Origin of the sequence: Laspinema palackyanum D2c, assembly GCF_025370875.1 — a bacterium.
In the GTDB taxonomy this organism is placed as follows: Bacteria; Cyanobacteriota; Cyanobacteriia; order Cyanobacteriales; family Laspinemataceae; genus Laspinema; species Laspinema palackyanum.
The window spans coordinates 233,263-255,353 of record NZ_JAMXFD010000006.1 but is presented as its reverse complement, the minus strand read 5'-3'; the positions used below and the strand labels follow the sequence as shown (position 1 = coordinate 255,353).

The following is a 22,091-nucleotide window of genomic DNA, read 5'->3' as shown; positions in this document are numbered from 1 at the left end:
CCGACTAAAAGTGTTATCCCGTGGTGTTTTCAGTCGGTTTTAACCGACTTTAGCTATTAGGTTTTAACCCCCGCCGGTTGGTGTTACCTCAAACAACTCCGGTAGCCGATCGCGCAATTCTTGATTCAACTGGGGGAGGCGATCGCGCAGGGACAAATACCACTGGTGACGTTCCCGATAATGCTGAGAAAGCAAGCGATTTTCAGCCACCCACTGATAAGCATTCTGCCCTAAACCCCTCCGCAAATCCACTTCTCGGATTAAAGATTCCAACGTTTTACCAAACTCCGCTTCTGAGCGATAAATTAACCCCGTTTCTCCCTCAATAATCGTTTTCTCATAGACCGTCGGACTTGCAACCACTGCCACCCCATGACCGGCACATTCCAGAAACTTTAAATCCGACTTCATACTATTAATCCGAGTCGGCGTCAAAGGCAGCAATGCCACATCACAGCTATGCAACACCTCCTGATAAGTTTCATAAGGAGAGAAGGGTAAAAACTCCTTATTCTTGACCTGTAGTTGCTCAAAAAACTGGCGATCGTGCAGCACTTTTACCCGGACTTGTTTCTTATATTTTTGCAGAACCCGATTCAACTCCGGCATAATCGGTTGCCAATCCGCCTCACGATTGAGCGCCCCAAAAAAGATAGTACAAGTCTGCTCATCAGAATAAGTTCGTTTCGGGGGTAAATAGCCCAATTGATTTTTAAAGACTGCCACATTGGGATTATATTGGCGTAAAAAATCCGCCAAGGGCTCCGTAGAAGTTTGCACGCCGTGACAACCTCGATAACTTAGAAACAGATTCTTTTCATATTCCGGACGACGCAGGGGATCATCATCAATTTCGGCTATAATTAAATAGCCGAGTTGCAACAATTGTTTGAGTTTGACCACATCTTCGGGATAGTCCATAATGGTCCGCTGCCAGATAAAGACTTTTTCCTCTTGAGGGAGTGCTGCATTCAAATTAGCCGATCGCACCTCGGAGATTGTTCGCACCCCTGGAATCGTCGCACTGAGGCGATCGGGTTCCAACACCCGGGGGCGATCGCACCCCGTTGGGGCCATAATAATCGTCTGAATTAATAACCGTCTCGGCGGCACTTCCGACTTAATCCCTCTCACCACATATTGAATCGCCCCCGTTTGAGTTTCAAACGTTTTCGGGTCAATTCCTAACCCTTGAACCACCGGGGCCATTAACTGCTGGAACTGCTGAAACGCCGGAGGTTTTCGTCCGCGAGTTTGGATTTCATAACTTTGTAACCCCGCCTGAAGGAATAACTTTTTCACCTCATCTAACGTAAAAAACCGTAAATGAGTGCGATCGAGCAACCCTTGGTCCTGATACTCCCAACTCCCTCGCAACAAATTAACAATCGCCGTCCAATGTTGAATATTTGGAATACAAGCCAAAACTTGACCCTCATCCTTCAACCATTTCACATGATGCTGGAGAACCCGCCAAGGATCACGCAAATGTTCCAACACATCCCCATATACCAAACAATCAACTGACCCTTCTTCAAACTTGAGCCGCCCATCCTCAAAATCCTCCACATTCGCAACAATTACCTCATCCAAACGTTGCCCCGCCACCGCTGCCGCTTCCTGATTAATTTCTACCCCAATATAACGCCCATGAGGATTAATCCGCTTATATTGCGCCCCCATCGCCCCTGCACCACAACCCACCTCAATAATCACCGCCGCATCTGCCGGTAAAACTTTCAACAAATCTGGATTCACCCGGTCATAATAATCAAAATCCGTCATAAAATCATCAATCCCTTCTTTCTATAAATCTCTTCCGTGAAAATTCGTGAAATCAGTGTTTCAAATATCCCCCTGCCACCTCACCAACTGACTAATTTTTTCACTCCAAACCCTCCCAAAATGCTGCACCTCCAAAAAATTAGCCATCGGAGGTGCAGGTTTATAAACCTTAAATGTCCGCATAATTCCCAGAGTCGCCGCACTTTCCAACGGACCCACAAACCGGGTATCTCGGTCTAAAAAATAGGGTTGCTGCACCCAGTATTCCATCTGGCGAGCATTTAAGAAATAACAGCCAGAATGGGGATTGCAAGTGCGATGAAAGGTGACTGCTGTCCCCATAATCATGCCGGTGAGTTGAGGGTGTTCGTGAACATTTTGATAGGATGCGGTAATTTTGGGGTGGAGTTCCCCATCGATGTAGGTTTTGCCGATGCCGGGGTGGGTGGATTGTTCATAGCGGTTGGGTTGGAGGAGATGGCGATCGCCTGCTTGTTGGGTAAACCAATTCAGCTTGATAAAAAACCAGGGGTCCTGCAAAATCAGGTCATCTTCCAGAAAACAGTAATAATCATACCCGCCTAAGCGTTCTCTCAAAAGGGCCTGACATTCAAATCCCAGCAGCAGGGGTTCGGCATTTGTGGGGTGATGGGTCCATAAATGGGAGGGGAGGGGCAGGCGATCGAGAATATGGTAGCCTTGGGTCGTGCAAATCACAATCTCAATGTCAGTCTGTAGGGATTGATTGGCGCTGATCGCAACCCGGTTGGCATAATCCGTGGCATACTGGGAGTTTCCAAATAACTGGTGCAATGCAGTGAGGTTTTGGGTGAGTGCTTGAATGCGCGGTGTGGAATCGTCGCGTTGAGCACCATACTTGCCAATCCCATCCGGGTTGAAAAAGTGAGCCAGGGTAAATAGGATCCGCATAGAAATTTTAGGCTTTAATCCGATGAAGTTTGAGGCTTGTTCAAGACAGTTAATGACGACCTTTGCCACAATTTTAGATCCAGAACGTCAGGGGACGGCGATCGAAATTGGGGTAGGAACCCAAGATTATTATTTTGTAGATTTTGTCAAAGCGGGGTTTCCCACCTTGGCGGTGGAACCCGCCCCAGCAGAGGAACTACAGGTCACTTGTCAGCGGTTGAATGTCCCCCTGGAACAAGCGGCGATCGCTGACAAAAATGGGGAAGTCACCCTGTATTTGGGGGAATACCAAGGTCAGATTAATGTCAATTTGAACTCCTTAAATCCAGATTGGTGGGGAGTGGCAAACCCTCAACAGTCGGATTCTCCCAGTCAGAATAGAACCCCGGCCAGCCTGAATGTGCCTGCTTTCACCTTAAAAACTTTACTACAAAATCGCGGAATTGAACGGCTTTCTATTTTAAAAGTGGATACAGAAGGCAGCGAATTTGGAATTATTAATGGACTGCGGGAGATTCCTGTCCAAACGTTACCGAGTTTGGTGCAATTTGAATATGGCGGGGGAGGCGATCGCGAGAGTCAGGAAGGGGGATGGAACCCTAAATATTTTCAGAGTACCCTGGATTGTTTAGAGGTACTAAAAGCCCTAGGATATGAATGGTTAGTGCTGATTGATCGGGATTTGCCGCGTCCCTGCTCCTTTGCACTTCAAGAGATTACTAACTTTGAAGAGATATTTCATCCTTTGTCCCATGTTGGCAATGCGATCGCCTGTAAAACTCACCACATCACCTCCCAAATCAACCTAGACTCTCTCTGTCAGCCTTATCTCAATTATTCTAACAAATTAGGCCAAAGTTTGGTCAATGTAGAGTCTTCTAACATTGTCCATTCCTTTAAATATATTCTGCCTTATGTCATCATTCATCAGTATAAAATCAAACGTCGTCCTTTACGAGTCCTAGAGTATGGGCCGGGATGTAACACCTCGCAGTTTATCAAATCATTAGTCTGTCAGCAAATCGTCTCTGTCGAACACAATGCCGACTGGTATGAAAAATTTACGCCCATCGTCAAATCGGCTCAAGGCATAGATATTGACTATCGATTAATAGAGGTTAAAAGTCAAGAAGGAAAAGCCTATTTAGGGGGACCTTGCTGGACTGAATCCGAGATTTTAGAGTATTGCAAATATCCCTTGAAATATGGCCCAGGCTATTTTGATATTATCTTTGTCGATGCAGGCGATCGCCAGGACGAAGTAACCATTAAAGATCCCACTTATCCCGGTTGTCCCGTTCGCCATCTCTGTTTAGAATTGGCCCATACCCTCTTAGCGGATCAGGGAGTGGTGGTTCTCCATGATCTAGCCGGTTCTTTTCCTACAATGAATCGGTCCTTAGTCGAACCCCTCCAAACATTTTCCGGGGTTAAAAGTTTCCCGAAAGTTTGCACAACTATTTTATCTAATTCCCTGAATTTGGATGAATTGGAAGGGTTTATTTCTAGTCTCTCTCCCCAGACTCTTCCCCAAGACTCTGTAAAAACGGAGATTCCCTCTAGTCGGAAGAGTTCCCCTCCTGACCCAAAAATGTTGGATTTATCCCAACTCTTAGAGGAGCATTCTATCACCCCTCGGGGAGTCATTCATGTGGGAGCGAATGAAGGCGAAGAACTCAAAACTTATCACGAACTTGGCATCAAAAAAGTCTTATTTATTGAAGCCAACCCTGCCGTTTTTCAGGTATTAAAAGGCCAATTGAGTGACGTTCCTAACCTGATCGGCGTAAATTGTGCAATCTCCAATTTTAATGGAACTGCAATCTTGCACGTCACCTCAATGGATGCAGCCAGTTCTATTTTACCCCTGAAACGGGTTAAAGAGTATTATCCTGAGATTCGAGAAACCCATCAAATTCAAGTCCAATGTAAAACCCTAGATACCCTTTTGGCAGAATTAGGGTTAAATCCAGCGGATTTTAATCTATTGAATTTAGATATCCAAGGTGCAGAATTTTTAGCCCTTCAAGGGGCAAAAAATCTGCTGCAACATATCGAAGCAATTAATACCGAAGTCAATTACGAGGAACTGTATGAAGGGACACAATTAATTGACCAAATCGATGAATTATTAGCCCAATTTGACTTTGAGCGCGTGGCAACAGTGACCCCCTATCATCCGTCCTGGGGGGATGCGTTTTATGTCAAAAAACCTTTAATCACCCTCTCCACCCTGGGTACTAATGGACGGTTTGCCAATCAACTGTTTCAGTATGGGTTTTTGAAACTTTACGCTCAAACCCACGATCTGCGAATAGAAACTCCGGAATGGATTGGACAGTATTTGTTTGGACATCAAGACCCCCCCTTATCTAAAAATTTACCTGAAGTTAAAGATATCAGTACCCAAGCCGATGACTCGCCGATTTTGCAACGGCAAACTCCTTTAAAAAATGTCGATATTTGGGGCTATTTCCAGTTTAATACTCAGTATTATTCTCAATATAAAGATGAATTTTGTCGCCTGTTTCAACCTGTCCCCGAGGTAAAACAACAACTCGACCCGGTACGCGATCGCCTGCTTGCTCAAGGCAAAACTATTATTGGATTGCATATCCGACTCAAAGATTATGGCTTTTCCTACTTTTTCATCGCCCCCCTTATCTGGTATAAAACCTGGTTAGCCCAAATCTGGAATACCCTGGATCAACCTGTCTTATTGATTGCCAGTGACGAACCGGAAAAAGTCCTACCTTATTTTGCCGAATATCAACCTGTTACCGCCAAATCCCTGGGGGCCAACTTACCGAAAGCCGACTTTTATCCAGATTTTTACTTATTAAGTCACTGCAATATTCTGGCGATTTCTAACAGTACCTTTTCCTTTGTTGCCTCCATGCTCAATCGGCGGGGAACCTGCTTCATGCGGCCCAAATTGTCCGCTCAATCTCTTATTCCTTACGACCCTTGGAATAGTGAACCGATTTTGCATGATGCCAAAGTGCCGAGGAAATATGAACCCGCCTGTTTGCGACCCTTGCGAGAGCAAATCGCCGATCGCTGGTTGAGTTTAACCGGCGATCAACTTAAACTCAGCTATTTGAGTGGCGTGGGTATCGACGCGAAAATCCTGCTCGATAAAGGGGTAAAAAATGAACCCTTGACGGACAGTGAAAGAGAGTTAGTCCAACAGTTAAAGTCAGAAATTACCCCCCGATTGGATCAGCCCAAAGCGATGCAATCTTTTCTCGTGGCGATGTTGTACCGGGATGCCTATCAACTCCCTTTCCCCTATAACGGCGCAGCAATTCCCAAGTGGTTTTTCGCGGATTTTTGGCAATTTTTATTTGCCGCACCCAGTACCTTTTCCGAACCCGGAGAACCAGAACAATACTTTCACTACATTCAGGGATTGGTCAATTATCTCCATTCCCATCTAGTGAAAAATCCCCATTCAGACCTATGGCGGTATATTGCCTTATGTTTTATCCAATCCCATAATTTTAAAGCCCTATGCGCTTGGGAAGGGAATGGGTTGAAAATTACCCAGAAACGGGGGGAAATTCTGGAATTGACCCTCAAAACTTTGGGGCAAACCCTGGATTATGACTTTCCCCCTCGTCCTCCTTATCGGGGTAAAATTCGCCTGGGAATTCTGCAACATAACTTTTTTGCGGCGAAGGAAACGGTGGTCACTTTGGCCGCCTTTGAGCATTTAGACCGACAGAAATTTGAGGTCCGGTTGTATGCGATCGCATGGCAAGAGACCCCCTTGCAACAAACCTGCCAAAATTGTGCGGATAGCTTCGTGAATCTGCCTCAGAAATTGAGGGACCAAGTGGAGAAAATTCGCGGGGATGATTTGGATATTCTGCTGATTGGTAGCGACATTTCCAGCAATACCAATGCGATCGGCTTATTAGCTTGCCACCGCTTAGCGAGGGTGCAATGTACCGGGGCCTGGGTGACAACTACCACGGGACTGCGCCAGATGGATTACTACATTACCGGGGATTTGATGGTAGGACCCCGGTTCCAAGACTACTATCAGGAACGAGTCGTGACAGTGGAAGGGTCCGGACTCTGTTTTAAGCGACCCCAACCCGGGGAACGAGCGCGAATCCAACCGACGCGCCACCGTTGGGGGGTTCCCGAGGAAACCATCATCTTTATTTCCGGGGCCAGTACCAACAAAATCGGTCCTCAGATTCGGGAAACCTGGGCCAAAATTCTGGCGGCAGTGCCTAATTCGATATTGGTGTTATATCCCTTTGGAGCAATGGGGGCCAAGTTTTATCGCACCAGTCCCTACGACAATCAGACCCAGATAGTATTCCAGCGATATGGAATTGACCCGACGCGGTTCGTAGTAATGGAGCAGTTGAATTCTGTACAGGAGCTAAAAGACAGTTTGCACCAAGCGGACCTGTATTTAGATGCTTACCCGGATACCGGGGATTTGTCCTTAGTGGATCCCTTAGAAGTGGAACTGCCGATGGTGGTGCGGGAGGGGGAAGCCCCTCAAACCCGGCGATCGTCGGCCCTATTGCGAGAGTTGCAGCTTGGACAATGGATTGCCCAGAGTGAATCTGCCTACATTGATTTAGCGGTGTCCCTAGCGACCAATCCGAAGCAACGGGAACAGTATCGGGAGCAACTTCACCGGAGTTTCCAAAATACAGTTCCCTGCCTGGATACCCGAGCTTATTCCGCCAAAATCGGAGCACTCTTAGAAAAACTGGTTCAAAACCAAATTTGAACCCAGTTCAAGGAAAAATAGCTCAGGGGGACATAAAGTTAGGATGACAGGGGTGAGTTGGGCAACCTGTTTAAAGAAACCAATCCCGGTTGACTAGCGTCCCCGGTAGTAGAGAGAACTCAACGGCGTATCTACTAAGATAGTAAATAGCTGTAAAATTTTTTTTCAGGGCAGCAACGGCAATGGGGAAGGGTCAGACAACAACAGGATCAACGATCAGCCAGAGGATGAGCTATGGACGGAATGTTCTGGGTGCAGTTAATCCTTCATCCTAACTAGCTTCCTTCATCTTGCCCGAAGGGGTAAGTTGATATCGACCGTTCCAAGAGTGCCATCAAGCGAGAGTTTGACCCGCTGTTTATGATGGGAGAGCATCACCCAATTGCCCGAAACCCAAACCAAAACTCAATTCAGGAAACAAAAAGTGCTGGCAATGCCAACTAGGATTGGTTATATTTGTGGTCTTGTAGAGGTTGAACATGAGTGACCTTTTCCAAGTTGGCGACATAACGATTAAAGCCGAAGACATACCGGCCTTATTAAAGCGGTATCAGTTAGATCTGCAATTTTGTCGGGGTGTCGTCCTAGATCAAGGAATAGCCGAGGCGAAGATCACGGCAAGCGATGAAGAACGCTTAAGAGCGCTTGAAGACTTTGCGGTGCAGCAAAAGCTCACCTCCCCTGAAATCCGGGAGGCGTGGCTCAAAAGCCAAGGCATGACGGAAGAACAGATGCAGGAGTCTGTGGTGCGACAGATATTGATAGAAAAATTCAAGACAACAACCTGGGGGCCAAAAGTTCAAAGTTATTTTATGACCCGCAAAAGCGACTTGGATAAAGTGGTTTACTCCTTAATTCGCACTCAGGATGCGGGTCTAGCCCAAGAAATCTATTTTCGGATTTCTGAAGGGGAACAAAGCTTTGCAGATGCGGCTGCCGAATACTCAAAAGGTCCAGAAAGCCGAACTGGGGGATTACTGGGACCTGTTGCGGTCTCTCAACCCCATCCCCTGATTGGTAAACTGTTGTCGATTAGTCAACCGGGGCAACTTTGGCCGCCTCGACAATTGGATGTATGGTTTGTGATTATTCGATTGGAAAAATTTATTCCAGCCCAACTGGACGACAGTATGCGTCGGCAATTAATCGACGAGATGTTTGAAAATTGGTGGCGAGAACAGGTGCAAAAAGTCGGGTCATTGCAGTCTATCGCGGGTTAGGCGCTTCGGAACGTTTCATCATGACATCAACAATCGATCTCTCTCAAATTTCAGAATTTTTAGGGAAAACGGCCCCCTTTAATCGCCTCAGCGATCGGGCCTTGGAAAATCTGGCCACCCATTGTGAATTGTTGCGGTATCGGACGGGTCAACCGATTTTTGAGCTGGGCAAAATGCCGACGCAAGTGGCGGTGATTTATGAGGGCCAGGTGCGGGAATTGGCCCATGACCAACGTAGCCAAACTATGGTCAGTTTGCGGTTAGCCGGTCCGGGAGAAATTCTCGGGTGGGGTAGCTTGGTGCGAGGAGTGCCTGTAGAGAGTGCGATCGCCTCTCGGGAAGTGATCTGTGTCTGCATCCGGGCCAGTACGTTCTTAGAACAGGTGAAATCGGAAAAAATCTTCCGAGAAGCCTTTGAGCAACAGGCCGCCTTGAATGAGGTATTTGAGCTACTCTCCGGGGAACTTCAGCGCCGAGCCGATGCGACTACCAATGCCAAAGACTTGACCCTGCAATTCCAACCCCGGGCAGTCGTCATCAACATCCCCAAAGGGAAAGCCAATCTAACTGAACTCGATCGCGAGCATCTCTGGTTTCTCAGTACCGGAACCATCGGCGAATTTAACAGAGGCAGCCGCCTGATGGTGGATGCCAACACCATTGGCAAGCTTCCTTGTCCGGACGGGGCCAGAGTTGTGGGCTTACCCCTGTTTGATATGGCGGGAACTCCGGTGACTCCCCAGGAGAATGGGGGTGCGATCGCCGATTCCCATAGCGCGATCGCCCCCACGCCGACCATCACCCCCACGGTGGTGGACCCCATCCCCTACGCCCCCGATCGGCCCCCAGAGATTGAAGCCGAAGAGAGCACCCCAAGGGGCAAAGTTAAATATCCCTTCATCCGGGGAAGAGGCCCGATTCAAGGGTCTTTAGCCTGTTTTCAAATGTTGGGGAAACAATACCAGATTCGGGTGCGCCGTGACGTCGTGCAGCGCGTCTTGGAAAATCAATATAACTCCCACGGCAAACTGACCCTACAATCCTGTGGGTCCGTAGCCGCCATGATGGGATTTAACGGACAGTTAGTCACCGTCCCGATGGAAGTCCTTCCCCGACTCAAAGCACCGGCGATGATTCGCTGGGAAAATAGCTTTGCCCTCTTATTCAGCGTCAGCGATCGCGAAGTCGTTGCCGCCATCCCCTCCAAAGGCATCATTCGCCGTAAACCCCAAAAATTCATCCAGGAGTGGCAACTCGTCACCCCCACCGAAGAAGGAAAAGAAGGCGCCGAACAGGTCCTCCTCCTCGTTCCTCCCGCCGAAGACAAACAAGACACCTTTAACTTCTGGTGGTTCCTCCCCGAACTCGGCAAATATAAAAGTGTCCTAGTCCAAGTCTTCCTCGCCTCCTTCTTCGTTCAACTCTTTGGGTTAGCCAACCCCCTAATCACCCAGGTGATTATCGATAAAGTCATCGGTCAAAGAAGCCTAGAAACCCTGGATATCCTGGGCTTATTAATGGTTTTAGTAGCCGTCTTTGAAGGGGCGCTCACCTGGTTACGGACCTATTTATTCGTAGACACCACCAACCGCATCGACTTGAGTCTCGGGTCCCAGGTCATCGACCACCTACTGCGACTCCCCCTCGGCTACTTCGATCAAAGGCGTGTCGGTGAACTCGCCGGACGGGTGAGCGAACTGGAAAAAATTCGCCAATTCCTCACTGGGACCGCCCTCACCGTCGTTCTCGATGCCTTATTTTCGGTGATTTATATCGCCGTCATGCTCTCCTACAGCCTCCTGATGACCGCCGTCGCCTTGGCAGTCGTCCCCCTGATGGCCCTGTTAATCGCCGGGGTGTCGCCCATTGTCCAACGGCTGTTACGCAAACGGGCCGAGCGATACGCGGATACCCAGTCCTATCTCGTCGAGGTCCTCTCCGGGATTCAAACCGTCAAGGCCCAAAACATCGAACTCACCTCCCGATGGAGTTGGTACGATCGCTATGCTCGCTATATCAGCGCTGGGTTTAAAACCGTCGTCACCTCCACCACCGCCAGTTCTATCAGTACCTTACTGAATAAAGGATCTGGACTCGCCCTCCTGTGGGTCGGTGCTCATTTAGTTCTGAGTGACCCTCCCCAAATGTCCTTGGGTCAGTTGATCGCCTTCCGAATCATCGCCTCCAACGTCACCGGGTCCCTACTGCGCTTTGTCCAAGTCTGGCAAACCTTCCAAGAAACCGCCATGTCTGTTGAACGTCTGCGGGATATCTTAGAAGCGCATCCCGAGGCAGATGACCAGGACCGCAGCAATATCCCCATGCCTGCGGTACAGGGGGCCGTCCGATTTGAAAACGTTTCTTTCCACTTTCCCCAGAGTAAATCTCTGCAATTGGCGAACATCAATCTGGAGTTTCAACCGGGTCAGTTTGTCGGCATTGTCGGTCAAAGTGGTTCGGGTAAGAGTACCTTGATGAAGCTGTTGCAGCGGCTTTATGAACCCACGGGCGGTCGGATTTTACTCGATGGTTATGATGTATCTAAGGTGGAACTGTATTCCCTGCGGAGTCAAATCGGTGTGGTCCTTCAGGATACCCTGCTCTTCAATGGAACAGTTCAGGACAATATTGCCTTGACCAATCCTGATGCCGCCACCGATGACATCATTGAAGCGGCCAAAATTGGTGTCGCCCACGAGTTTATTATGACCCTTCCCAATGGATATAACTCTATTGTGGGAGAACGGGGTTCTTCCTTATCTGGGGGTCAGCGCCAACGGATTGCGATCGCCCGGACGGTCCTCCAAAATCCCCATCTGCTAATTTTGGACGAAGCCACCAGCGCCCTAGACTACAATTCCGAGCGCCTCGTTTGTGAAAACCTCGCCGAAGCCTTTAAGGGTCGCACGGTCTTTTTCATCACCCACCGTCTGACGACAGTTAAAAAAGCCGATGTCATCCTCATGATGGACCAAGGCGCAGTGGTGGAACAAGGCACTCACGATGAATTAATGGCTCTCAAAGGTCTCTACTACTGTCTGTATCAACAACAGGAATCTCAAGTCTAGGAATGAAATGGGCAGAATGAGAGATGAGGGCAAAATCCCCCATCTCCCCCATCTCCCTTATCTCCCCCATCCCCCATCCCCCCATCCTTCATAAAACCTAGTCCTAAAACCCATGAAATCAGCAGTTTTCGACCAACCCGTTATCTTAGAACGCCCCCCGATTTGGTCTAGTGTCTTCATCTGGTTAATTATGGGGATGACCGCTTCCGGCGTCGCCTGGGCAGCTTGGGCGCAAATCGATCAATCCGTTGCCACCACGGGTAAATTAGAACCCCAGGGTGCTGTAGTTGAAGTGAAGCCCCCAACCAGTGGTGTGGTGCGGGAAATTCACGTTAAAGGCGGCGAGTTGGTGAAAAAAGGCCAACTCTTAGTGACCTTGGACCCGACCAGTCCGGAAGCTGATGTGGAGTCTCTCAAGCAACAACGAGACGCCCTGATGCGAGAAAATCAGTTTTTTACAGCAGCACTCAGTGGGAATACCGTGGGAGAAGCGGGTTCAGAACTGGAAAACCTGACCAAACTCCGAGCGAATTTAATTTCTGAAACACAATTTTTACAGGCACAGCTCAATGGGGCCGCTGTCGCCAGCAATGGAGGAGACTTCGACCTCAACCAGCAGCAATTGTTAATTGCCTCTCGAAACGAATCTCAGTCGCGGGAACAAGCGGTGTCATTAAGGGTAGATGAGTTGGAAAAACAACTCAACCAGGTGAACAACCAAATTCCCACGGCTCAAGGTCAAATTGCCATCTCCCAGGGACAATTAGAAACCGCCCGCAGACAATTAGAAAGCGCCCAGCGGCAATTGCCTAATGTGATCGACCAACTGGAGAATGCTAGACGGCAATATGTGGCCTCGCAACAACGGCTAGAAAATGCCAAACAAGACCTCCCCAAGGCTCGGGAACGGTTAGAAAATGCCCGTCGGCAGCTACCTAGAGCGCTGGAACAACTGGAAACCGCCCGTCGCCAAATCCCCACAGCTCAGGCGCAACTGGAAACGGCAAAACAGGGCCTCGCGGTGAATCAAAGCATTATGGGGCGGATTCAACCTGTGGTAGCAGAAGGGGCATTGTCTGAACTGCAAGAAGAGCGCCAGGAACAAGAAATTTTGCGCTCTCAAGCGGAAGTGTCTAATCGGGAAGCGGAATTGTTGAGTCGTCAGCAACAACTCGCCGCCCAGGAAGCACAAATTCTGACCCAGCAAAATGAAATTTCCTCTCGGGAAGCTGAGGTGCTGCGAAGTGAAGATGAGATTGCCCGACGGGAAGAGGAACTGTTGCGTTTTCGGAGTGAAATTTCGGCTCGGGAATCAGAAATTTTACGCGCTGAAAATGAGATTGCGGCACGGGAAGGCGAAATTTTGCGCCTCCAAAATGAAGTGCTCTCGCGCTCGGCTGAAGTCGATCGCCTCGGGAGTGAACAAGAACGGCTGAATGTGGCGATGACGCGATCGCGTCAAGAGGTCCAAAATACCCGCGCTATTTCTCAGCGCGATGTTTTAGCCCGCATTGCCGAAAATCAAAAACGCATCGCGGATATTAATGGACAACTCAGCCGCTTAAAGCTGGAAAATGACAAGCGCATTTCCCAAATTGATGGACAGTTAGCTAAGGCCAATTTGGAACTCCAGTATCAAGAACTCAAGGCTCCGGTGGATGGGTATGTGTTTGATTTGAAACCCAATTCTCCCGGATATGTCACCCTAGCCCAATCCCCGGATCCGCTCTTAAAAATCGTTCCGAATAATGAACTCGAAGCCTCGGTTTACATCCAGAACCAAGATATTGCGATGGTGTTAGATGCTCTGCGGAAGAGTCAAGAGGACGGACAGCCTGGGGTCCCAGTTGAGATTAGTATCGAAGCTTTCCCCGCTACGGAATATGGTACGGTGCGCGGTGTGCTAACCTCGATTGGTTCTGATGTGTTGCCTCCCGATGAAACCCGACGCTTTTATGCCTTCCCGGCAACGATTGTTTTAGATAGTGAAAAGTTCTTGTTGGATAATGGACTGCAAGTTAGTCTCCAGTCCGGTATGGCAGTGCAGGGTAATATTAAAATTGGCAAACGCAGTGTGCTCCAGATTTTCTTGAGCCGGATGACGAATAAAACCCGCAGTATTGAGACGGTTAAATAATGTTCCGTCTATTGGAGGAAGTGTCAAGCCGAAAGGGATAGGGTTGAGGCTTGACACTTCTATTCGGGTGCGCTTAGGACAACTGTTCTTGGGTGCGATCGCGATAAATCTGGGCGACTTTATCCTGGGGATTTTTGCATAAACACCGTTCAAAGAGTTCCTGAGCTTCCTCCGGTGAGTTCTGGTTGTAGTAAAATAAGGCAGTTTCAAAGTCCTGTTTTGTCTCTAGCTTGGAAACTTTTAAATCCGGTGGATCGGCATCAAAAACTTCATAGACGGTGACTAATTCTGATTTACCTTTGACTTTCACCGTATCGATTTGGCGAATTCCATACTGAGCGGGATTTTTTAACTGGGAAAAGGTCCGATCAGAAATTAATAAGGAAACATCATATTGTTTAGTGAGTCCTTCAATCCGGGATGCTAAGTTGACGGCATCTCCGATCGCCGTCCCATCCATACGAGTTTTTCCGCCAACGGTTCCTAACATCAAATCCCCGGTATTGATGCCAATGCCAATTTTAATCGGCTGTTCTCCCCTGGAGAGGCGATCGCGATTATATTCCCGGAGACTTCTTAACATCTCTATTCCCGCTTGTACGGCATCATCGGCTTCTCCATTAAATAAAGCCATAATTGCATCGCCAATATATTTATCAATAAACCCCTTATTCGCAGCGATCGCAGGTTCCATTCGTGACAAATAAGCATTAATAAACTTAAACGTATCTTCCGGCGTCATCCGTTCACTTAAACTTGTAAAATCCCGAATATCTGAAAATAAAATTGACATCGACTGATTGACACTATCGCTCAATTTAACATCAATAATGCTTTCTTTATTCAGCATTTGTAAAAATTCTCGGGGAACAAATCGACTGTAAGCTAGGTTAATATGCGAAAGTCGTAAATGCGTTTTAATCCGGGCCAATAATTCATTTTTGGAAATGGGTTTGGTCAAATAATCATTCGCCCCAGAACCAAACCCTTCCACCAGGACATCAATTTGAGTTTTAGCCGTTAACATCAAAATCGGGACTTCCGTCGCTGGAAACACATCCCGCAATTTTTGACAGACTTCTAACCCCGTCATTTTGGGCATCATCACATCCAGTAAGATTAAATCTGGCTTAAACCCGCGCTCAATCACCTCTAAGGCATCCATTCCATTAGAGGCTTGAGTAATGGCATAATTGTGTAGAGACAGATGATTCACCAACACTTGCAAATTAATCGGCTCATCATCCACAATTAAAATCTTAAATTGTTCCGAATTTTCATTGGCATTTAAGAGAGTCAAGGTTCCGATGGACTCCTCGGGGGATATGGGCGCTTTACCGGAGGAATCAAAGGCGATCGCCTGCGGTTCTTCCTTGATAATTTGCGTCGTAACCGATGGGTAACTCAACGGTTCCCCATTGGTTAACTCAACAGATGCGATCGGTAAAGTAAAGGTAAATCGAGACCCCACTCCCACCGTAGATTCAACCGTGATTTCCCCCCCATGTAACTCCACAAGCTGCTTCGTAATCGATAACCCCAATCCCGTGCCCCCATATTCCCGTGCCGTAGAACCATCCGCTTGTTCAAACGACTCAAAAATTCGCTCTAACTTGTCCTCGGGAATCCCAATTCCTGTATCCGAAACTGTAATCGCTAAATAGTCAGAATGATCTGGAGTATCCGCGACCAATTCGCGTAACTGCGCCGATACTTCAATGACACCTTCGGAGGTAAATTTAATCCCATTGGCAATTAAATTTTGTAAAATTTGCTGCACCCGATTTTCATCGGCAAGCACTAACGGAACCTCCGCAGGAATCCCATTGATTAATTGTAAATTCTTAGAGCCAATTAAAGGCTGACAAATAGAGACGGTAATTTCTGCAATTTCTCTCATGCCAATCGGCTTGAGTTGCAGTTCAATGGTTTTATGTTTTAACTTGGAAAAATCCAGCAGGTCATTCACCAGATGGACGAGGCGATATCCACAGTAAACAATCATCCCTAAATTTTTCTGTTGGAGGGAAGTCACGGTGCCTGCGGCCCCATCAATTAGCGACTCAGCTAAACCAATAATGCCATTGAGCGGCGTTCGTAATTCATGAGAGGTATTGGCTAAAAACTCATCTTTGAGGCGATCGAGGTGTTTTAAGTCCAAATTCGCCTGTTTGAGGGCTTCTTCACTATTTCTCAGGGCAGTGGTGGCGCGATTGACCGCATCCTGGAGTCTTGCCGGTGCACTCACCAAAATAAACACCAAACCCCCGGCTAATAGGGCTAATATAGAGCCTCCGGTCCATAACCAGCGGGAAAAGGGGGCGATCGCCGGCCATCCTTCAGCCGGGATTGCCGCTAACTGCCAGGATCCATTGGGCAGAATCACCGATAATAACACCGGACTTTGCTTGAAAATTTGGGGGTCCCCAAAAAAGACCCCTCCGGCAGCCCCCAATCCATCGTTCCCTCGGATGGCATATTTCAGTTGGGAATCCCTCCCCAGCAAACCCGCCTCGGTAAACAGAATATTGCGATCGATAATAATCCCCACCATCCCCCAGTAAGACCCGCTTCCGGGTTCTCCACCGGGAGGTGTCAAAAAGATCGGGGTGCGACTAATAAACGCCAGTCCTTCGGGAACCAGGTCCACAGGTCCAGCCAAAACCGTGCTGCGGGTATTAATGGCCCGCAGAATTGCTTCCCGTTCAGCAGGAATCGTCATCGGTTCAAACCCGATCGCCGCCTCATTCCCCGCGAGGGGATACATATGACTAACAATGGTATTTTCATACAGAGCAATACTGCGAATCCCCTCTTGTTTGGCGACAATCACCCGCGCTAGGTTATCAAACTGCTCGGGGTCAATGTTGGAATTGAGGGCGCTAATATAAGCGACTAACCCCCGTTCCAAAAACAGCCGCTGGTTTAACCCCTGTTCTAACCGGGCCCGGATGGCGCTGACTTCATTCAGGACATTGGCGCGATGCTGCTGTTTCCAGCGCTGTTGTTCAGAATAGTTGAGGATTGCTACTCCAGTTAACAGCAATCCCACGGTGACAGATGCGGCGAGATAGGGAAGCAGACGCACTTTCAGCGCCCAATTTACAGATCGGGTTAAAACGGTGTTTGGGAAATATTTATCAAACAATTGCATCACCATAGAGGATAAACGCAAAGGCGTTTAGGGAAACTACCGCGCTATAAGGAACGTACAGGATCTGAATTCTTGAGTCCTGGGGATCAAGAATGCGAGTGGCTACCCTGAACCTTAAATTTGATAGCACCCTCCATCCAGGCCCCTTTGTGTCCTGGCACCCGTTGGGGTGGCCACAGTTTCTGGATAGGTCTTCTTAAGCCACTGTACCCCTGAGTTTAACGGACTGGAAAATGAGTCATAAATTTTAAACCTCTCGGTTTAACGGTAAGCAATTCTGATAAATTGATGAGCGAGCTGAGTTTAAACCCAAAAACTCCCGGTTGCTATCCCTGACAGTTTTTAATGAACATAATTCCCACTGATATTCCTGATGTCGTGATTATCGAACCGAAAGTTTTCGGCGACGATCGCGGTTTTTTCTTGGAAAGTTATAACCAACGCACCTTGGCGGAAAAAACCGGCATCACCGCCGAGTTTGTCCAAGATAACCACTCGCGATCGCGCCAAAATGTCCTGCGCGGTCTACATTACCAGATTCAACAGCCTCAAGGAAAATTACTCCGCGTTGTCGTCGGTGCCGTGTTTGATGTGGCGGTGGACATTCGCAAAGACTCTCCCACCTTCGGACAGTGGGCCGGTTGTCTCCTCAGTGCCGAAAACCACCGTCAGTTCTGGATTCCACCCGGATTCGCTCATGGTTTTTTGGTGGTGTCGGACATGGCTGAAGTGCTGTACAAAACCACGGAATATTACGCCCCACACCATGAACGCTGTATCCTGTGGAATGATCCGGAATTGGACATCGATTGGCCCTTGAATGGGGCTACGCCGATTTTATCGGAAAAAGACCAAGCGGGTCTGCCTTTGAAAGATGCGGAAGTGTTTGCATGACCCAAATTTTATTAACCGGGATTACGGGTCAATTGGGACAGGAATTGTCTCCGATTCTGCAAGCGGTGGGAGAGGTGACTCGGTGCGATCGCCACACCCTAGATTTAGCTAACCCGGACTCAATCCGTCACATCATGGCAACGGTTAAACCTCAAGTTGTCGTCAATTGTGCTGCCTATACGGCGGTGGACAAAGCGGAAACGGAACCGGACCTGGCAATGGCGATTAATGGCACTGGGGTGGGAATTCTGGCCCAGGAATGCCATAAATTAGGGGCGCGATTGATTCATGTTTCCACGGATTATGTCTTTGATGGCACGCAGTCTCATCCCTATCAGGAAACCGATACCACCCATCCATTAGGACAATATGGTGCATCCAAACTCGCTGGGGAGGAAGCGATTCGCCAGGTGGGAGGGGATGCAATTATCCTCAGAACCGCTTGGGTTTATGGGACCGGGGGTTCGGGTAATTTTGTGAAGACGATGCTGCGCTTGGGGGCCCAACGGGAGGAATTAGGGGTGGTGACGGATCAAATCGGCAGTCCCACTTGGACGGGGGATTTAGCTGCGGCGATCGCCTCGATGATTCAGTTGTCGATTCCCTCGGGGACTTACCATTACACCAATAGCGGGGTTGCCAGTTGGTACGATTTTGCGATCGCCATTTTTGAAGAAGCCCAGGCCCTAAATTTTCCCCTGCAAATCCAACGGGTTAAGCCGATTTCTACCGAAGAGTATCCTACTCCCGCCCGTCGTCCCGCCTATTCGGTCCTCTCCTTGGCGAAAATCGCCGCAACTTTGGGAACTTATCCCCCCCACTGGCGACAGGGACTCCGACAAATGCTCCGGAATTTTAGCGGTTAATTATTGATATGAAAGCACTGATTTTGTCCGGTGGAAAAGGCACTCGCCTCCGACCTCTCACCTATTCCGGTGCTAAACAGCTCGTGCCGGTGGCGAATAAGCCGATTCTCTGGTATGGCATTGAAGGAATTGTGGCTGCCGGAATTACGGATATTGGAATTATTATCAGTCCAGAAACCGGGGAAGAAGTGAAATCCTTGACCGGCAATGGCGATCGCTTCGGTGCGAAGATTACTTATATTTTACAAGAACAACCCGCCGGTTTAGCTCATGCGGTGAAAATTGCTCGGCCATTTTTAGGGGATGCTCCGTTTATTATGTATCTCGGAGATAACCTGATCCAAAGGCCGCTGAATCCCTTTTTGGATAAGTTTAAAGCCGAACAACTGGATGCGTTAATTCTCCTGCGTCCCGTCTCGAATCCCAGCGCATTTGGGGTAGCAAAAGTGGATGAGAAGGGGAAGGTTTTAGCATTAGTGGAAAAACCCAAAGACCCGCCGTCTAATTTAGCTTTAGTCGGGATTTACTTTTTTTCTCCCCAGATTCACGAGGCGATCGCCAATATCCAACCCTCCACCCGAGGAGAGTTGGAAATTACCGATGCTATTCAACGTCTGATCGACTGGGAAACCTTGGTGGAATCCTGCACCCTAGAGGGGTGGTGGTTAGATACCGGAAAAAAAGATGACCTCCTCGAAGCCAATCGCATCATTCTGGATACTCAATTAGTGGCACAGAATCACGCCGAAGTTGATGAAAAAAGTCAGATTATCGGGCGGGTTCAAATTGGGGCGGGAACGAAAGTAATTAATAGTTCAATTCGCGGTCCTGTGATTATTGGCGAAAATTGCTATTTGGAAAACTGCTTCATTGGTCCTTATAGCAGTATTGCGGATCATGTTAAGTTAATCGAAGCCGATTTAGAACATAGTGTGGTGTTGCATAGCGCTCAAATCATCGGCATTCATCAACGATTGGTGGATAGTGTGATTGGCAGGCGCGCACAATTGACCATCGCCCCCCGACGACCCAAAGCACTCCGGTTTATGATTGGCGATGATTCTCAAATTGAATTACCCTAATCGGTTCGGATGAAGGATAAAAGATAAATCCAAATTGGGATAGGTTATCCTTCATCCCAGTTCAGTGGGTCAATTACTCGATGGAATCTCAATCCAGGTGCTTTATTTTGTAACGGTTAATTATTATTCTACCGAGTTAATTGAGCAATTAATTCAATCCATTGAGGACAGTTCTACCCTGGAATATCGGGTGATTATTGTTAATAATTCACCAACGGACGTCTCAATTTACCAGTTGGAATGCGAGTCTACGGTGATTTTGGAGTCTGGGGAGAATGTCGGATTTGGCGCAGGGTGCAATCTGGGACTGGATTGGGTGTATCAGCAAGACTCCCAAGGAATTGTCTGGTTAATCAATCCGGATACCCTCCTGGGATCGCATGGATGGGAACAAGTCCCGAATTTATTTGCCGCGAATCCCGAAGTGTCTATTTTAGGTACAATTGTTTATGAACCCACTGGGACCCTTTGGTTTGCCGGTGGGGTATTTATTCCGAGTCAGGGTGCGATTCTGGAAAAAAACCTGTTGAGTCTGGAGGCGGATGCCGATTATGTCCCTTGTGACTGGGTAACGGGTTGCAGTTTATTAATTAATTTAGGACAGTTTTCCGAATGTCCGACCTTTGACTCCGATTACTTTCTCTATTATGAAGATTTTGACTTTTGCCGACGCTATGCCGCCCAAGGACATATTATTGGGGTGACGCCCAAATTAAGCCTGATTCATGCTCCATCTTCGATTACGGATACCCAGGTTAAAGATAAATTCAAACACAGCACCTACAGTTATTTAAAAACAATGGAGAAATACAGTCCAAAACGAGTTTTAATGGTTCTATTTTTGCGGTTAATTGCTCATGCCCTAATTCTGAGTTTTGTTAAGCCGGAGATAGCCCGAGGAAAGTTTGCGGGATTGGCTCAGTATTGTCAGCGATCGCCTCTAGTCCAAGCCCTCCTCTCTCCCCTGAAACGGAGAGGTTCGGATGTTTACTTTGGATAAAACAATCGTGTTCGCTCTTGACCTGTAGTTGGACGTCACGCAAAAAATCCGAGGTGTACGCTCTTGTCTTCCCTGTCCATTAATCTGTCATTTTTGATTCCCAAACCTACGGGGATTACCACTTATGCTAACCAAATTGTTCCTTATCTGAACCCTCTGGAGCCGACTTTATTAATTGGGCGGGAATTAGCGCCTTATAATTGTTATTTAGTTCCGGAAGATTTAACCCCAGATTATGGCAAGAAAGGTCATTTGAAGCGCTTGTGGTGGACCCAACAACATCTGCCGAAAATTTATCAAAGCCTGCGATCGCAACTGCTGTTTTCTCCAGTGCCGGAAGCCCCATTGTTTTCAAACTGTCGGTCTGTGGTGATGGTTCATGATTTTATTCCCCTACGATTTCCCAATAAACGCTCTCCCTTAACCTATTATCATCGCTATTATATTCCCCTCGTTTTGCAGCAAGCCACTCATATTGTCTGCAACTCCATTTCTACGGCCCGGGATATCAGTAATTTTTGTAAAATATCGGCCGATAAAATTACCCCGATTCCCTTGGGATATGATGCGGATAATTTTAAAAATTTAAACCTGCCCGTTAGTAATTATTTTCTCTATGTCGGTCGCTGTGACCCCTATAAAAATCTGCATCGAGTGATAGCAGCATTTGCGAATATAGCTCAAGGGTCCGAGTATGAATTGTGGTTGGCCGGTTCCGCTGACCCCCGCTACAGTCCCGCCCTCCAGGAACAGGTCAAAGAGTTGGGATTAGGTGAACGAGTGAAATTCCTCGAATATGTCCCCTACGAGAAATTGCCGGTATTGATGAATCAGGCGATCGCCTTGGTCTTTCCGTCCCTGTGGGAGGGATTTGGTTTGCCTGCCTTAGAAGCAATGGCCTGTGGGACCCCGGTAATCACCTCAAATCGGTCTTCCCTGCCGGAAGTGACCGGGGATGCCGCAATCCTAGTTGATCCCTACAATATTCGCGAAATTTCTAGTGCCATGCTGGCGGTGGCCCTGGGTGTCACGACGCGATCGCGCCTCCGGGAACTGGGGCTCGCCCGTGCCAGTCAATTTAGTTGGTCTAAAACCGGAATCTCCACAGGAGAAATTTTAAAAGACTACCTTTAAGGATGAATGAACAAGGATGAACAAAATCCCCACAATTCATCCTTGTTCATTCATCCGTGATC

12 protein-coding genes are annotated in these 22,091 nt (G+C 48.0%); 9 read left to right on the top strand and 3 right to left on the bottom strand.

Annotation, left to right across the window (positions count from 1 at the left end):
* Positions 1–63: 63 nt before the first annotated feature.
* Both NG795_RS10535 and NG795_RS10530 read right to left on the bottom strand, forming a co-directional pair.
* Entirely contained in the window at positions 64–1,785 is a 1,722-nt protein-coding gene (locus NG795_RS10535; protein WP_367288623.1) for a methyltransferase domain-containing protein, read from the bottom strand.
* 60 nt (positions 1,786–1,845) lie between these two features.
* On the bottom strand, positions 1,846–2,715 hold the full coding sequence (locus NG795_RS10530; protein WP_367288622.1) for a calcium-binding protein: 870 nt from the start codon (positions 2,713–2,715) through the stop codon (positions 1,846–1,848).
* A 22-nt stretch (positions 2,716–2,737) separates the two neighbouring features.
* Here NG795_RS10530 and NG795_RS10525 point away from each other — a divergent pair, with 22 nt between their 5' ends.
* From NG795_RS10525 to NG795_RS10510, 4 genes are all read left to right on the top strand, one after another.
* A complete protein-coding gene (locus NG795_RS10525; protein ID WP_367288621.1) occupies positions 2,738–7,474 on the top strand; it encodes an FkbM family methyltransferase in 4,737 nt (1,578 codons plus the stop codon).
* 479 nt (positions 7,475–7,953) lie between these two features.
* Complete coding sequence (locus NG795_RS10520; RefSeq protein WP_367288620.1) at positions 7,954–8,694, top strand: peptidylprolyl isomerase; 741 nt, start codon at positions 7,954–7,956, stop codon at positions 8,692–8,694.
* A gap of 20 nt (positions 8,695–8,714) precedes the next feature.
* Positions 8,715–11,762 carry a peptidase domain-containing ABC transporter gene (locus tag NG795_RS10515; RefSeq protein WP_367288619.1) on the top strand — a complete coding sequence of 1,016 codons (3,048 nt, stop codon included), beginning with the start codon at positions 8,715–8,717 and terminating at the stop codon, positions 11,760–11,762.
* 112 nt (positions 11,763–11,874) lie between these two features.
* Positions 11,875–13,899 (top strand): beta-barrel domain-containing protein, encoded by a 2,025-nt coding sequence (locus NG795_RS10510; protein WP_367288618.1) that lies wholly within the window; start codon positions 11,875–11,877, stop codon positions 13,897–13,899.
* 73 nt (positions 13,900–13,972) lie between these two features.
* Here the strand turns inward: NG795_RS10510 and NG795_RS10505 are convergent, their stop codons facing one another.
* Positions 13,973–17,074, bottom strand: a complete 3,102-nt coding sequence (locus NG795_RS10505; protein ID WP_367288617.1) for an ATP-binding protein — start codon at positions 17,072–17,074, stop codon at positions 13,973–13,975.
* A 324-nt stretch (positions 17,075–17,398) separates the two neighbouring features.
* Between NG795_RS10505 and rfbC the strand changes: the two genes are divergently transcribed.
* The 5 genes from rfbC (at position 17,399) to NG795_RS10480 (ending at position 22,029) form a co-directional block, all read left to right on the top strand.
* Positions 17,399–17,947, top strand: coding sequence for a dTDP-4-dehydrorhamnose 3,5-epimerase (gene rfbC / locus NG795_RS10500; RefSeq protein WP_367288616.1), 549 nt, complete (start codon positions 17,399–17,401; stop codon positions 17,945–17,947).
* The gene (gene rfbD, locus NG795_RS10495; protein WP_367288615.1) at positions 17,944–18,813 is read left to right on the top strand and encodes a dTDP-4-dehydrorhamnose reductase; all 870 of its coding nucleotides are present in this window, start codon (positions 17,944–17,946) and stop codon (positions 18,811–18,813) included. Before rfbC ends, rfbD begins: the two co-directional genes overlap by 4 nt.
* A gap of 8 nt (positions 18,814–18,821) precedes the next feature.
* The gene (locus NG795_RS10490; RefSeq protein ID WP_367288614.1) at positions 18,822–19,895 is read left to right on the top strand and encodes a glucose-1-phosphate thymidylyltransferase; all 1,074 of its coding nucleotides are present in this window, start codon (positions 18,822–18,824) and stop codon (positions 19,893–19,895) included.
* A gap of 97 nt (positions 19,896–19,992) precedes the next feature.
* The gene (locus tag NG795_RS10485; protein ID WP_367288613.1) at positions 19,993–20,895 is read left to right on the top strand and encodes a glycosyltransferase; all 903 of its coding nucleotides are present in this window, start codon (positions 19,993–19,995) and stop codon (positions 20,893–20,895) included.
* Between the two features lie 63 nt (positions 20,896–20,958).
* Positions 20,959–22,029: a glycosyltransferase family 4 protein gene (locus NG795_RS10480; RefSeq protein ID WP_367288612.1), complete on the top strand. Its 1,071-nt coding sequence runs from the start codon at positions 20,959–20,961 to the stop codon at positions 22,027–22,029.
* Positions 22,030–22,091: the final 62 nt, after the last annotated feature.

Bases quoted from the DNA above. Each gene is read 5' to 3' on its own strand.
- NG795_RS10535 (WP_367288623.1), bottom strand. From the start codon at position 1,785: ATGACGGATTTTGATTATTATGACCGGGTGAATCCAGATTTGTTGAAA.
- NG795_RS10515 (WP_367288619.1), top strand. From the start codon at position 8,715: ATGACATCAACAATCGATCTCTCTCAAATTTCAGAATTTTTAGGGAAA.
- NG795_RS10490 (WP_367288614.1), top strand. From the start codon at position 18,822: ATGAAAGCACTGATTTTGTCCGGTGGAAAAGGCACTCGCCTCCGACCT.
- NG795_RS10525 (WP_367288621.1), top strand. From the start codon at position 2,738: ATGAAGTTTGAGGCTTGTTCAAGACAGTTAATGACGACCTTTGCCACA.
- rfbD (WP_367288615.1), top strand. From the start codon at position 17,944: ATGACCCAAATTTTATTAACCGGGATTACGGGTCAATTGGGACAGGAA.
- NG795_RS10520 (WP_367288620.1), top strand. From the start codon at position 7,954: ATGAGTGACCTTTTCCAAGTTGGCGACATAACGATTAAAGCCGAAGAC.
- NG795_RS10510 (WP_367288618.1), top strand. From the start codon at position 11,875: ATGAAATCAGCAGTTTTCGACCAACCCGTTATCTTAGAACGCCCCCCG.
- rfbC (WP_367288616.1), top strand. From the start codon at position 17,399: ATGAACATAATTCCCACTGATATTCCTGATGTCGTGATTATCGAACCG.
- NG795_RS10530 (WP_367288622.1), bottom strand. From the start codon at position 2,715: ATGCGGATCCTATTTACCCTGGCTCACTTTTTCAACCCGGATGGGATT.